At 69.8% G+C, this 13771-nt stretch carries 11 protein-coding genes; 5 read left to right on the top strand and 6 right to left on the bottom strand.

Translation table 11 applies throughout. The annotated features are described in order from the left end of the window. Positions 1–11 precede the first annotated feature (11 nt). On the bottom strand, positions 12–803 hold the full coding sequence (locus GUI43_RS23255; RefSeq protein WP_112584693.1) for a sugar phosphate nucleotidyltransferase: 792 nt from the start codon (positions 801–803) through the stop codon (positions 12–14). A 284-nt stretch (positions 804–1087) separates the two neighbouring features. Between GUI43_RS23255 and GUI43_RS23250 the strand changes: the two genes are divergently transcribed. After that, positions 1088–4195: a M14 family metallopeptidase gene (locus tag GUI43_RS23250; protein WP_112699784.1), complete on the top strand. Its 3108-nt coding sequence runs from the start codon at positions 1088–1090 to the stop codon at positions 4193–4195. Positions 4196–4295: 100 nt separating this feature from the next. Beyond that, positions 4296–5204 (top strand): NAD(+)/NADH kinase, encoded by a 909-nt coding sequence (locus tag GUI43_RS23245; RefSeq protein ID WP_238411002.1) that lies wholly within the window; start codon positions 4296–4298, stop codon positions 5202–5204. A 53-nt stretch (positions 5205–5257) separates the two neighbouring features. Here the strand turns inward: GUI43_RS23245 and pgm are convergent, their stop codons facing one another. Both pgm and glgC read right to left on the bottom strand, forming a co-directional pair. Further along, complete coding sequence (gene pgm, locus GUI43_RS23240) at positions 5258–6898, bottom strand: phosphoglucomutase (alpha-D-glucose-1,6-bisphosphate-dependent) (protein ID WP_112584696.1); 1641 nt, start codon at positions 6896–6898, stop codon at positions 5258–5260. A gap of 31 nt (positions 6899–6929) precedes the next feature. Continuing rightward, complete coding sequence (gene glgC / locus GUI43_RS23235) at positions 6930–8162, bottom strand: glucose-1-phosphate adenylyltransferase (RefSeq protein ID WP_091401467.1); 1233 nt, start codon at positions 8160–8162, stop codon at positions 6930–6932. A 70-nt stretch (positions 8163–8232) separates the two neighbouring features. Here glgC and glgA point away from each other — a divergent pair, with 70 nt between their 5' ends. After that, a complete protein-coding gene (gene glgA / locus GUI43_RS23230) occupies positions 8233–9450 on the top strand; it encodes a glycogen synthase (RefSeq protein WP_112699783.1) in 1218 nt (405 codons plus the stop codon). A gap of 12 nt (positions 9451–9462) precedes the next feature. Here the strand turns inward: glgA and GUI43_RS23225 are convergent, their stop codons facing one another. After that, positions 9463–10407, bottom strand: coding sequence for an inositol-3-phosphate synthase (locus GUI43_RS23225; RefSeq protein ID WP_112584698.1), 945 nt, complete (start codon positions 10405–10407; stop codon positions 9463–9465). Positions 10408–10512: 105 nt separating this feature from the next. Between GUI43_RS23225 and GUI43_RS23220 the strand changes: the two genes are divergently transcribed. Further along, positions 10513–11760 (top strand): HNH endonuclease signature motif containing protein, encoded by a 1248-nt coding sequence (locus GUI43_RS23220; RefSeq protein WP_112699782.1) that lies wholly within the window; start codon positions 10513–10515, stop codon positions 11758–11760. Positions 11761–11800: 40 nt separating this feature from the next. Here the strand turns inward: GUI43_RS23220 and GUI43_RS23215 are convergent, their stop codons facing one another. Both GUI43_RS23215 and GUI43_RS23210 read right to left on the bottom strand, forming a co-directional pair. Further along, positions 11801–13033: a helix-turn-helix domain-containing protein gene (locus GUI43_RS23215; protein WP_249037830.1), complete on the bottom strand. Its 1233-nt coding sequence runs from the start codon at positions 13031–13033 to the stop codon at positions 11801–11803. 16 nt (positions 13034–13049) lie between these two features. Beyond that, a complete protein-coding gene (locus GUI43_RS23210; RefSeq protein ID WP_146765949.1) occupies positions 13050–13247 on the bottom strand; it encodes a hypothetical protein in 198 nt (65 codons plus the stop codon). 253 nt (positions 13248–13500) lie between these two features. On the opposite strand from GUI43_RS23210, the gene GUI43_RS23205 reads away from it, so the two are divergent. Beyond that, complete coding sequence (locus GUI43_RS23205; RefSeq protein ID WP_112699780.1) at positions 13501–13728, top strand: winged helix-turn-helix domain-containing protein; 228 nt, start codon at positions 13501–13503, stop codon at positions 13726–13728. The last annotated feature ends 43 nt before the right edge of the window (positions 13729–13771 follow it).

Raw genomic sequence — 13771 nt, 5'->3', positions numbered from 1 at the left:
GGGGCCTGCTCCTAGTCTGCTGTCGATACGGGTGAAATGCGGGTCAGCTGAGCGGCTGTCACCGTGTCGACCTCGACGTGGGGGCGGGCCACACCAGCCGGCAGCAGGATGGGCTCAACCTCGGCGAAGCAGCGGTTGGCCTCGTCGTAGTCCTCAGGACGGCCGATATCGAGCCAGTACCCGCTGAAGTCATAGCTGGTCGGGGGCTCGCCCTTCCTGAGTAGATCTAGAACGAGCTCGTCGAACCCGAAAGCGCGCCCCGGTTGATAGTTCGCGATCGTGCGGGCGGAAAGGCCATAGACGCCCATGCTGACCCGGTAGTCCAAGACCGGCTTCTCGTTGAACTTAATGATCTTGTCACCCTCGGCCTCCAGCACCCCAAAATCGATCTTCACGCTCCGCCGGTAGGTGGCCACCGTCAACGGGGCGCCCGACCGAACGTGCGTGGCAAGCAGGTCGGCGTAGTCGAGATCGGTGAGCACGTCCCCGTTCATCACCAAGAAATGCTCGGGGAGTCGGTCGCGCATCCCGAACAGCGGCCCGATGGTTGACAGGGGTGCCCCCTCCTCCAGGTAATCGACTCGAAGGCCGAACCGGGAGCCGTCACCAACGAAGGCCCGGATCAGCGAGCCGAGATGGTTGATCGCCAGGGTGACCTGGGTGAATCCTCGAGCCGCCAATTGGTAAAGGATGATCTCGAGAATCGCGTAGTTGTCGCCGATCGGGACCAACGGCTTGGGCAGCACCGAGGTGTACGGGCGTAGCCGCACCCCCTTGCCGCCCGCCATGATCACTACGTACATCTCGCCCTCGCCCTCTTCGTCCTGCGGCGACCGTCCGAGCCGAATAGGCGACGTCCGACAGGAGGTGACTCCTGACGGAACAACGACCAGAAGAACGCAGAGATGCGCAAAAGGGACCTCGCGCCTCGGCGGTGGTTTGCTGTTGCGTCTTGGCCGACCCGAGCCACCGTCACCTACAGCCCCGACACCGGCACGGTCAGCGACCTCGCACCCATCGACCTATTGACACTGATCACGCCGCACCGAAGGCTCGCGCCTACAGGTCCTTCACCCAAGGAGGCGCGATGAGACCGAGACGACTGGCGATCGCCGGCGTGGTCACCCTGCTCGGCGCACTGGCACTGACCCCACCGGCCAGCGCGCGGCCGCCGTCCGACCCGGCCGTCCGCGACGGCCTGGAGGTGTACGTCGGCACTGTCGACGCAAAACAGCGGGAGCAACTGCGCGCGGCGGGGGTCGACCTCGGCCACGACGCGAAGGCGGACGCGTCCGGCCGCACGACGGTCGAGACGGTCCTCAGCCGACGGCAGGCGAAGCGGTTGACCGACAAGGGCGTACCGCTGTCGGTGAAGAAGGTGCGAGGCAAGGACGCGTCGCAGGCGCTACGGGAGCAGGCCGCGGCCGGCTGGACGAGTTTCCGTCAGTACGGTGAGCCGGGCGGCCTGCGAGACGAGCTGAACGCCACCGCGGCCCGGTATCCCAAGCTGACCAAGGTGGAGACGATCGGTCGCAGCCAGCAGGGGCAGCCGATCGTCGCCGTGAAGGTCACCAAGAACGCGCGGACCGTCGCGGACGGCCAGCGACCGGCGGTGCTCTACGCCGGCGCGCAGCACGCCCGCGAGTGGATCACGCCGGAGATGACCCGCCGGCTGATGCATCACGTGCTGGACAGCTACGGCACCGACCGGGAGATCACCCGACTGCTGGACACGACCGAACTGTGGTTCCTGCCGGTCGCCAACCCGGACGGATACGACTTCACGTTCACCCCCGGTAACCGTTTGTGGCGCAAGAACCTGCGGGACAACAACGGTGACGGGCAGCTCGGCTCCGGCGACGGCGTCGACCTCAACCGCAACTTCAGCTACAAGTGGGGGTACGACAACGAGGGCTCCTCTCCGGAGCCGAACAGCGAGACCTACCGGGGCCCGGGCCCCAACTCCGAGCCGGAGACCAAGGCCCTGGACCGGCTCTTCAAGCGGGTCGGGTTCGAGTTCTTCGTCAACTACCACTCGGCGGCCGAACTGCTGCTCTACGGCATCGGCTGGCAGGTGAGCACACCCAGCCCCGACGACGAGATCTACAAGGCGATGGTCGGGGACGACGAGCATCCCGCGGTGCCCGGCTACGACCCGGACATCTCGGCGGAGCTGTACACCACAAACGGTGACACCGACAGTCACGCCACTGTCAGGTACGGCACGCTGGGCTTCACCCCGGAGATGTCCACCTGCGAGGCCGCCTCGGCCGTCGACCCGGACGACCAGTGGCGCCCCGAGGACTGCGTCAGCGGCTTCATCTTCCCTGACGACGAGACGCTGATCGCCGGCGAGGTGAGCAAGAATCTACCGTTCGCGTTGGCAGTGGCCCGGTCGGCGGCGGACCCGGACGACCCGGTTTCGGTGGTCGGTCGGAGCACTCCGGACTTCGTGGTCGACGCCTTCGACACCTCGTACGGGCGCACCCAGCAGGTCGCCTCGATCACCCGTCGGGCGCTGAGAAACGTGCGGATGCACTACACGATCAACGGTGGGCGGCCGAAGACGGTCGCGGTCCGCGAGTGGCGCGGTGGCGAGCGGTACGGCGACACACACGACGACTACTACGCCGAGCTACGGGGCACGGTCAGCGGCGCGAAGCCGGGCGACCGGGTGGAGGTCTGGTTCACCGGGAACAAACCGCGCGCCGGGGTGGTGGCCAGCGAACACTTCACCTATCGGGTGCACAACGACGTCGGGGGCGACGTGCTGGTCCTCGCGATGGAGGACGTCACCGGCCTCAGCCCGGCGCAGACCGGCACCACAGCGAAGTACGCCGACGAGGTCGCAGCGTCGCTGGGCGCCGCCGGGCGCAGCAGTGACGTGTACGACTTCGACGCGATGGGCCGCAGGGCGCCGCACCCGCTCGGCGTGCTGTCGCACTACGAGGCGGTGGTCTGGGAGACCGGCGACGACGTGATCCTGCGCTCCCCCGGTCAGGTGGCCGGCACGACGGCCAGGGCGGCACTGGAAACCGAGCTGGCCGTTCGGGACTATCTGAACGAGGGCGGCAAACTACTGGTCAGCGGCCAGTACGCGTTGTTCGCGCAGGGCGCCAACGGGTCGTACGTCTATCACCCGGACGCGCCGCCGGAGTGCACCGACGCCGAGGCCGCCAGCTGTCTGCCGCTGTTGAACGACTTCCAGCAGTACTGGCTGGGCGCGCACACCTACGTCAGCGACGGCGGAACCAACCCGGACGGGGAGCCGTTCCCGGTCGTCGGGACCGACGCGGCGTTCACCGGCTTCGAGGGGCAGCTGAACGCCTCCGGCTCGGCGGAGAACCAGGCGCACACCGCGTCGTTCCTGACCACGTCGAGCTTCCTGCCGCAGGACGAGTTCCCGCAGTTCGCCAGTTCCGCGCCGGTGGGCTGGACCCGGCCGGGCGGCGCGCCGTTCGATCCGCGTACGGGTGAGTGGTACCTGTACAGCGGGCAGACCGACGAGTCGTACAAGCGGCTCACACGCACTGTGGATCTCACCGGGGCGAGCAGCGGAGAGTTGCGCTTCTTCACCTCCTACGAGATCGAGCAGGACTGGGATTTCATGTTCGTCGAGGCGCACGAGGTGGGTAGCGACGACTGGACGACCCTGCCGGACGCCAACGGCAAAACCAGCACGGTCACCGGGGACAGCTGCACCGAGGGTTGGGTGGAGCAGTTGCACCCGTTCCTCGCGCACTACCAGGGCGCGGACTGCTCTCCCACCGGGAGCACCGGCAGTTGGAACGCGGCGAGCGGGTCGTCGGGAGGCTGGAAGGAGTTCGTGGTCGACCTGTCGGGCTACGCAGGTAAGCAGGTCGAGGTGTCGATCACGTACGCCTCGGACTGGGGCACCCAGGGTCTCGGCGTCTTCCTGGACGACGCCCGGGTGCTGGTCGACGGGTCGACAGTGGCGGAGACCTCGTTCGAGTCGGCCGACCTGGGTGGCTGGACGGTGGCCGGCCCACCGCCCGGCTCCGCTGGCAACGCCAACGACTGGTCGCGCAGCCAGCAGGCGTTCGAGGAGGGCTCGGTGGTGGTCACCGGGGACACGGTGTACCTGGGCTTCGGGTTGGAGGGTCTGCCTCCGGCGGCCCGCGACGACCTGGTCGCCCGCTCGCTGACCCACCTCGCCGGGCAGTCCCGCCCCTGATGGTGGCGAGGTGCGCCGACGGTCCGCGGACCGTCGGCGCACCTTTGGTGTACGCCGGGTACGGTCGCCGCCGATGTGGTGAGCTGTACGGGTGTCGGGGCTGGGACTTGTGCTGCACCCCACCCGGGATGTCACCGAGGTGGTCGGGATCATCGAACGGTGGGCGAAGCGTCACCACAAGACGCTGATGGTTCGCGAGGAGGACCAGCACCGCGTCTCGTCCTGCATCGTGCCGGTGCCGGAGGACGAGGTGGCGGCCCGCGCCGACGCCTTGATCAGCGTCGGCGGCGACGGCACCATGTTGGGTGCGCTGCGATCCGCCGTCCTCGACCCGAAGCCGGTGCTCGGCGTACACCTGGGTCGTGTGGGTTTTCTCGTCGAGATCGAGCCGCCGGAGCTTCCTGAGGCGCTGAGCCGGTTGCTGTCGAAGGAGTTCACCATCGAGTCGCACGCCTGCCTCGCCTGCGACGTGTGTGGCGACGACGTGGTGGCGTTCAACGACATCGCGTTGGTGCGCCAGCCCGGCTCCGGCTTCGTCAACGTCACACTCGCCATCGACGGCCAGCAGTACGGCTACTACCGCTGCGACGCCGTGGTGGTCAGCACCCCGATCGGCTCCACGGCGTACAGCTACGCCGCCGGCGGCCCGCTGATCTCCCCGGCGGCGGACTCGATGGTGATCACGCCGTCGGCACCGATGGCCGGCATCTCCCGGTCGGTGGTGCTCTCACCGAGCGAGAAGATCCGGCTGGAACTGGAGCCCGACTCGTCCCCGGTGGTGGTGGAGATGGACGGGTTGGTGTTCCGCGACCCGGCCACCGAGGGAGCGGTGGAAATCAGCTACCGCCGCAACGCCGGCCTGGTGGTGCGCTTCGACCCGCTGCGCTACCAGGAACGCAACCAGTTGAAGATGACGCTGCTCGACCTGCCGTTCCTGCCCGAGCAGCTCCGCGAGCTGCTCCCTGAGGAACTGCGCCGCACCCAACGGGAAATACCTCCGCCCTGCTGACCCCGCCCACCCGTCCCCATCAAGGCGGGCGGATGGGCGGGTGGGCGCCGGGGTTAGGAGGTCAGAGCTTGGTCTACCAGAGCTTTGGCTTCTTCTTGGATCTTCTTGAGGTGGTCGGGGCCTTGGAAGGACTCGGCGTAGATCTTGTAGACGTCCTCGGTGCCGGAGGGCCTCGCGGCGAACCAGCCGGACTCGGTGCTGACCTTGAGGCCGCCGATCGCCGCGCCGTTACCGGGAGCGGTGGTCAGCGTCGAGGTGATCGGCTCACCGGCGAGTTCGGTGGCGGTGACCTGCTCCGGGGAGAGCTTGCCGAGCACGGCCTTCTGCTCCCGGGTGGCAGGGGCGTCGATCCGGGCGTACGCGGGGGCGCCGAAGCGTTCGGCCAACTCCGCCCAGTGCTCGCTCGGGCTGCGGCCGGTGGTGGCCTGGATCTCGGCGGCGAGCAGGCAGAGCAGCAGGCCGTCCTTGTCGGTGGTCCAGGTCGAGCCGTCGCGCCGCAGGAACGACGCCCCGGCGCTCTCCTCGCCACCGAAGCCGACAGCGCCATCCAGCAGACCAGGCACGAACCACTTGAAGCCGACCGGCACCTCCAGCAGCGGCCGACCCAGGTCGGCGGCGACCCGGTCGATCATCGACGAGGAGACAAGGGTCTTGCCCACCGCGGCGGCCGGCCCCCACTCGGTGCGGGTGCGGAAGAGGTGACGAATCGCCACGGCCAGGTAGTGGTTGGGGTTCATCAGCCCGGCGTCCGGGGTGACGATGCCGTGCCGGTCGGCGTCGGCGTCGTTGCCCGTGGAGATCTGGTAGTCGGCCCGCGCGGCGATCAGCGACGCCATCGCGTTCGGCGAGGAGCAGTCCATCCGGATCTTGCCGTCGCCGTCCAGGGTCATGAACCGCCAGGTCGGGTCGACCGTCGGGTTGACCACGGTCAGGTCCAGGCGGTGCCGCTCGGCGATCTCACCCCAGTACGCCACGCTCGCCCCGCCCAGCGGGTCCGCGCCGATGCGGATCCCCGCGTCACGGATGGCGTCGATGTCGATCGCGGCCGGCAGGTCGTCGACGTAGTTGGCGAGGAAGTCGTACTCCCCGGTGGTGTCGGCGGCCCGCGCCCGTGCGTAGGTGATCCGGCGGACCTCCTTGAGCCCGGCGGCGAGGATGGCGTTGGCCCGGTCCTGGATCCACCGGGTCACGTCGGTGTCGGCCGGCCCACCGTTTGTGGGGTTGTACTTGAAACCGCCGTCGTCGGGCGGGTTGTGCGAAGGGGTGATCACGATGCCGTCGGCGAGCCCGCTGGTCCGCCCACTGTTGTGCGTGAGGATCGCGTGCGACAGTGCCGGGGTCGGGGTGTAACCGTCGCGGCTGTCCACCAGCACGGTGACCCCATTGGCGGCGAGCACCTCCAGGGCGTCCACCGCGGCCGGCGCGGAGAGCGCGTGGGTGTCCCGGGCGAGGAAGAGCGGCCCGTCCAGCCCCTGCTCGCGCCGGTAGTCGCAGAGCGCCTGGGTGACCGCGAGGATGTGGTCGGAGTTGAACGCGTTGCGCAGGCTGGAGCCGCGGTGGCCGGAGGTGCCGAAGGAGACCTGCTGGGCCGGGTCCGCGGGATCCGGATGCTCGGCGTAGTAGGCGGTCACCAGGCGCGGCACGTCGACCAGGTCGGCGGGCTCGGCGGGCTGGCCGGCACGGGGGTGGGTCACTGCGGGATCCTCCTCGGGGAGTGCCTGTCGGTCACGGCACGACCTTCTGGCCCTTGCCGATCACCACGATGCCGTTGTCGGAAACGGTGTAGCGCTGCCGGTCCTTCTCCAGGTCGACGCCGATCTCGACGCCCTCCGGGACGAACACGTTCTTGTCCAGGATGGCCCGCCGGACCACCGCGTGCCGGCCGATCTCCACACCCTCCATCAGCACCGAACCCTCGACGTGCGCCCAGGAGTGCACCCGCACCTTCGGCGAGACGATCGAGTTCTCCACCAGCGAGCCGGAGATCACCACACCCGGGGAGACCATCGAGCCGACCGCCCGGCCCACCCGCTCACCCCACTGGTGCACGAACTTCGCCGGCGGCCACGGCGGCTGCTCGGTGTAGATCGGCCAGTCAAAGTTGTACATGTTGAAGACGGGGTGCACGTTGATCAGATCCATGTGCGCGTCGTAGAACGAGTCGAGCGTTCCCACGTCCCGCCAGTAGCCGCGATCACGGTCGGTGCTGCCCGGCACCTCGTTGTCGCGGAAGTCGTAGACGTTGGCCTCGCCGCGTTCGACGAGCATCGGGATGATGCTGCCGCCCATGTCGTGCTTGCTGGACTTGTCTTCGGCGTCGCGCTCGACCGCCTCGCAGAGCGCCCGGGTGGTGAAGACGTAGTTGCCCATCGAGGCGTAGATCTCATCCGGCGCGTCGGGCAGACCGACCGCGTCGGTGGGCTTCTCGCGGAACGCCCGGATCCGCTTGCCGTCCTCGCCGACCTCGATGACGCCGAACTGGTCGGCCATCGACAGCGGCTGGCGGATGCCGGCCACTGTCACCGCCGCGCCGGAGGCGATGTGGTCCTCCACCATCTGCCGCGGGTCCATCCGGTAGATGTGGTCGGCGCCGAAGACGATCACGTAGTCGGGCTGCTCGTCGTTGATCAGGTTGAAGCTCTGGTAGATGGCGTCGGCCGAGCCGGCGAACCACCACGGGCCACGACGCTGCTGCGCCGGCACGGGGGTGACGTAGTTGCCGAGCAGCGTGGACATGCGCCAGGTCTTGGTGATGTGTCGGTCGAGGGAGTGGGACTTGTACTGGGTCAGCACGACGATCTTGAGATAGCCGGCGTTGGCCAGGTTGGAGAGGACGAAGTCGACCATGCGGTACATCCCGCCGAACGGGACGGCCGGCTTGGCCCGATCCGTGGTGAGTGGCATCAGGCGCTTGCCCTCCCCACCCGCCAGGACGATCGCGAGCACCTTGGCAGCCATGCCCCGACGCTATCCACCCGCGTCCCACTTCACCACTCGTACGGGGAGTCTTCTGCACTAGGGTGCGCACATGACCGACTCCTCCCCGGCCACCGGATCCCTGCGCGTCGATCTGCTCACCCGCGAGTACCCACCGGAGGTCTACGGCGGCGCGGGTGTGCACGTCGAGTACCTGGCTCGGGAGTTGCGCCGCCTCGCCGACGTACGGGTGCACTGCTTCGGTCTGCCGCGCACCGAGCCGGGCGTCACCGCGTACGCCGAACCGCCGGGCCTGACCGGCGCGAACGCCGCACTGCGCACGATGGGCGTGGACCTGGAGATGGCCGCCGGCGCGGCCGGCACCGACGTGGTGCACAGCCACACCTGGTACGCGAACCTGGCCGGCCACACCGCGAAGCTGCTGCACGGTGTGCCGCACGTGGTGACCGCGCACAGCCTGGAGCCGCTGCGGCCGTGGAAGGCCGAGCAGCTGGGCGGCGGTTACGTGCTCTCCTCCTGGATCGAGCGCACCGCGATGGAGGCCGCCGACGCGGTGATCGCGGTCAGCGGCGGAATGCGCAACGACGTGCTCACCGCGTACCCGCAGATCGACCCCGACCGGGTCCGGGTGGTCTACAACGGCATCGACACCATCCAGTACGCCCCGGATCAGGGCACCGACGTGCTTGACCGGCTCGGCGTCGACCCGTCCCGCCCCAGCGTGGTCTACGTGGGCAGGATCACCCGGCAGAAGGGGCTGCCGTACCTGCTGCGGGCCGCCCGGGAGTTGCCGGCGGACACCCAGCTCGTCCTGCTCGCCGGCGCGCCGGACACCGCCGAGATCGCCGCCGAGGTGGAGGAGCTGGTCGCCGAGCTGCGGGCCAACCGTTCCGGCGTGGTCTGGGTGGCCGAGATGCTGCCCAAGCCCGAGGTGATCCAGGTGCTCACGCACGCCACCGTCTTCGTCTGCCCGTCGGTCTACGAACCGATGGGCATCGTCAACCTGGAGGCGATGGCCTGCGAGACGGCCGTGGTGGCGACCGCGACCGGCGGCATCCCCGAGGTCGTGGCCGACGACGAGACCGGCCTGCTGGTGCCGATCGAGCAGGCCACCGACGGCTCCGGCACTCCACTGGACCCGGACCGCTTCGTGGCCGACCTGGCGGCCGCGATCAACACGCTGCTGGCCGACCCGGCGCGCACCGAGCGGTTCGGCCTGGCCGGTCGACGGCGCGCGGTGCAGCACTTCTCCTGGGACGCCATCGCCCGACAGACAGTGGAGGTCTACCGCTCCGTCGGCGCGGCCTGAGGCAGACGGACTTCAGATAGCTGTCCCCGGCGGAGACTTGAACAACGACGTCGCCTCGGCAGCATGACCACCACGCCCGTTCCGTAGCGCGCTGGCGGCGATGCGGATGAGGTCGATGTTGACGCCGGCGGCACCGCTCGGATCGTGCACCTTCAGCTTCACGTCGAGGCTCACCGCTGTCTCACCCCAACCCTGCGCCTCAAGGTTGAGGTGAGCCACCTTCTGCGACGCGAGATGCGGCAGGTACCCGAGCGGTGCCACCTCGACGCTGTCGGCGTCCGACAGAGCGTTGAGCTTGGACTGCTTCTTGGTGTTGGGGTTCTCGACGAGGTTGCGGAAGTCCTCGGTGCCGCCCAGATTGACCTGGTAGGAGCTGACCAGCGTGAGGCCCCGCTCCTGCAGGAGCCGCAGCAGCGCGTTGTGCAGCACCGAGGTGCCGAACTGGCTGGCCAGGTCGTCGCCGAGCAACGGCAGTCCGGCTGCCTCGAACCTGTCGATCCAGCGTGGATGGCGGGCGACCGGGTCGGAGGTCGTGTTGATGAAGGCGACACCCGCGGTGTGGGCCGCCTCGGCGTACGCCTGGGCGGTCTCCGGCCGACCGCTCGGCGCGGAGTAGAGCAGCACCTCCGCCCCTGCCAGCGCCGCCGCCACCCGTCGCACCTCGCTCGCGTCGACGAGGCCCTTCGTGACCGGCACGCCGGCCCTGGGCAGATCGCAGTCCAGCCGAGGGAAGTTGTTGGGCGCCAGGAAGATCGCCTCGGTCAGGTCCCGACCGACCTTCTCCTCGGAGGTGGCGAAGGCCGCCACGACGTCGATGTCGCCCACCCCGAGCCCGTCGATAGTCGGCCTACGAATCCCGACCAGGCTGCCGCTCTGGCGGTAGAGAGCTAGCCCCTGCACCAGCGCCGACGTGTTGTTACCGACACCGACAACCGCGACCTTCACCCGTTCGATCATGGCCGGAGGCTACGTCACCTCCGCGTGTTTCGACGGCCTGGTGATCCGCTCCGACGGGACCACAACGACCCCGCAATTGTCGTACAGGTGTTCTAATCTTTGCCTGTGATCGATGCGTTGGAGCAGGCCGATGCCGCGGTGGCGGCCTGCTTCGACACGGCCGCCTGGGCCAGCGAGCCCGATCTCGTGGCGGCGCTGGACGCCGCGCACCGCCTCGAGCAACGGCTGGCCGCAGTCAAGCTGAGCCTCGTGCGCGAGCTGGACGGTCGAGGTACGGCGACGGCGCAGGGCGCGTCCTCGACGGCGGTGTGGCTGCGGGACCGGTTGCGGCTCGGGGTCGGTGTCGCCCGACGGCTGGTCGAGCTGGCCGCGACGCTCGACGCCGCTCCGCCCGGGGTGCGGGAAGCGTTGGCTGGCGGGGTGGTCGACGTGGAGCAGGTCCGGGTCATCGCCGAGACGGTCGAGACCGTCCACGCCAGCGCCGGCGCGGAGGCCGCCGACAAGGCCGTCGGCGTCCTCGTCGACTGGGCGACGCAGTTCGACGCCGCGCTGCTGCGCAAGCTCGGCACCCGCATCCTCGACCACGTCGCCCCGGACGTCGCCGATGCCGCCGCCGAGGCCGCACTGCGGGCCCAGGAGTCCCGGGCCGCCCGAGACCGGCACATCACCATCAGCGAGCAGACCGACGGCCGGCTACGCCTCGCCGGCATCCTCGACACCGAAGCCGCCGCCGCTTTGCGCGCCGCCATCGATCCGCTCACCACGCCCACCGGGCCCGACGACACCCGCACCCCGGGGCAACGCCGCCACGACGCCCTGGTCGACGTGTGTCGGCTCGCCCTTCGCAGCGGTGAGCTACCCGAGAACGGCGGCGACCTCGCCCAGGTCGTCGTCACCACCGACTACGACGGATTGACCCGACAGTTGGGCACCGGCGCTCTCGACATCGGCCCGCACCTCACCCCCGAGGCCGTGCGCCGCCTGGCCTGCGACGCGAGCATCCTGCCGGCCGTGCTCGGCGGCACCGGTCAACCACTCGACGTCGGCCGGCAACGCCGCCTCATCAGCGGCCCACTGCGCCGCGCCCTGGTGCTGCGCGACCGGGGCTGCGCGTTCCCCGGCTGCGACCGCCCACCGCGATGGTGCGACGGCCACCACATCCGCCACTGGGCCGACGGCGGCACCACCTGCCTGGCCAACGCCGTGCTGCTCTGCGGCCACCACCACCGACACCTGCACCACGGCGACTGGATCGTCCAGCTTGGCGGCGACGGGCACCCGGAGTTCGTCCCACCGGCCTGGCTCGACCCCGAACAGGTCCCCCGCCGCAACCAGTACCACCCACGCAGATAGTCAACGACGCGGTTGGCCGCAGCCCGTTCGCGGGCGTGCGTCAGGTGACGCGGAGGGTGGCGGCGAGCTGGGCCAGGCCGGTCGGTGCGTCGGCGGACCGCCACACGACAGCGACCAACTTCCGTACCGCCGGCCGGTCGTGCACCTCACTGCGGGCGGTGCGCTCCGCGTCGAGCACCGCCCGGCCCGCGCGGTGCATGTCGCCGGCCAGGGCATACGCGCGAGCCACATCGAGGAGGTACGCGGCCCGGTGCTCGGGCGGCAGCCACCGCCACTCGTCGCCAGCCACCAGCCGCTCGTGCCGGGCGGTCGCCGTGGTGACGTCGCCGAGGGCCGCGTCGGCAACCACCCGGGCCGCCTCAACCGCCGCCCGACCGAAGCCCACACCGCCCGAGCCCGCGCCGCCACAGCCCTCAGCACCAGGGCCAGGGCCAGGGCCAGGGCCAGGGCCAGGGCCAGCGGCAGCATTCGGGCCGATGTCTCGGGCGATCGTCGCGGCCTGATCGAGTGACTGGCGGGCGAGGCGTTCGTCTCCCCCGCCTGCGGCGGCGAGGGCGGCTTGAAGAAGCAGCGTCCCACGCAGCGCGCGGGTCGGGGAGCCATCGTGCGTGCCGATGCGGTCCGCGGCGACGAGCGCAGCGTCCAGGGCGGAGCGCCGTCGACCACGAGACCGCAGGGCCTGACTCAGTGACACGGTGGCGACGCCGGCCAGCTGCGGGTCGGGGGCCGCCAGGGCGACGGTCATTCCACGGTCGGCGGCCAGCCAGGCCAACTCCCCCTGGTCGACCTTGACCAGCACCAGCGCGATGAGCGCGTACACCGACACCAGCAGCGCGTCCGTCGCGCCGGGGCGAGCGGCGTGCACTTCGCGGACGGCGTCGAGCACACCGGGCAGCACTGCCAGCAAGGCCGGGTACCGGGCGTGCCGATAGCTCTGCTCGGCATGCCCCAGCCGAGCACCCAACTCCTCCACCAGCGGCGGTCGGTCCGCGCCCGGCAGGTGGTAGCGGGCCAGCGCCGTCCGCACCCCGTCCACCCCGGCGGCGACCGGAGTTGGCCGCACGGGCCGGGCCGCCAACAGGACCTCCACGTCGATGCGGAGCGTCTCGGCGACCTCCCGGAGGTTGGACACCCGCTCCAACCGGCGTACCCCACGCTCGACCTTGTCCACCCAACTTTTCGACTTGCCGAGCCGGTCGGCGAACTGCTGCTGCGTCATGTTCCGCCGTACCCGCCACTGCGCGACCCGGCGACCCACCGGCAGCTCGTTCACCGCCGGCCCGTCGCGCTCACCGCAGGACCCCAACCACAAACAGCACTAGTACGACCACCGCGATCGCGATGCCGTAGGCGTACTGCCGCCGGGTGAGCGGCGCCCGCGCCGGCCGGGCCGGACCGGGCACCCGATCCCCGTCCGGCTGCGGAGGCCGCGCCCCGGCAATGGGGTACGCGGGCGGCAGCGGCTCATCCGGCAGTCGCTCGTCCAACGGTGCCTCCTCGCGGCGCGAGAACTGATGGGTGATGGAGGTACTGGGTGCCGGGATCCGGCGCATGACGGGGTGCAGGTCAGGGTGGGTGACACGGGGGCACCACCCACCCTGACCACGTGGAGGTACTCCGCTGCTGACGAGAGGACCTTCGAATCCAACTTAGAGTGCAGTGAGTACAGAGTCAACACAGGATGCACAGAGTGTCATGTTCGATGGCATGCTCAGAGGGCTGACGAGAGGTGGCCCTGCCATGCCGAGACAACCCGTATACGAGCAGGTCATCGATGACGTGATCCGCTCGATCCAGTCCGGCACGCTCCAGCCCGGCGACAAGTTGCCGTCCATCGCGGAACTCGGCGAGCAGTATCGAGCCAGCGCCACACCCATCAGGCTGGCCCTGCGGATCTTGGACGAGCGGGGTTGGATCGAGGTGCACCAGGGCAAGGGCTCGTTCGTGGCACCGAATCCGCCTGCCTGACGCCGTTCGGACTCTCGCCCGGCCTAGATCCACTCGGGTTTCA

It is taken from the genome of Micromonospora noduli (assembly GCF_003264365.1).
GTDB classification, from domain to species: domain Bacteria; phylum Actinomycetota; class Actinomycetes; order Mycobacteriales; family Micromonosporaceae; genus Micromonospora; species Micromonospora noduli.
The sequence above is the reverse complement of the archived record's forward strand: the minus strand, read 5'-3'. Positions and strand labels throughout refer to the sequence as shown.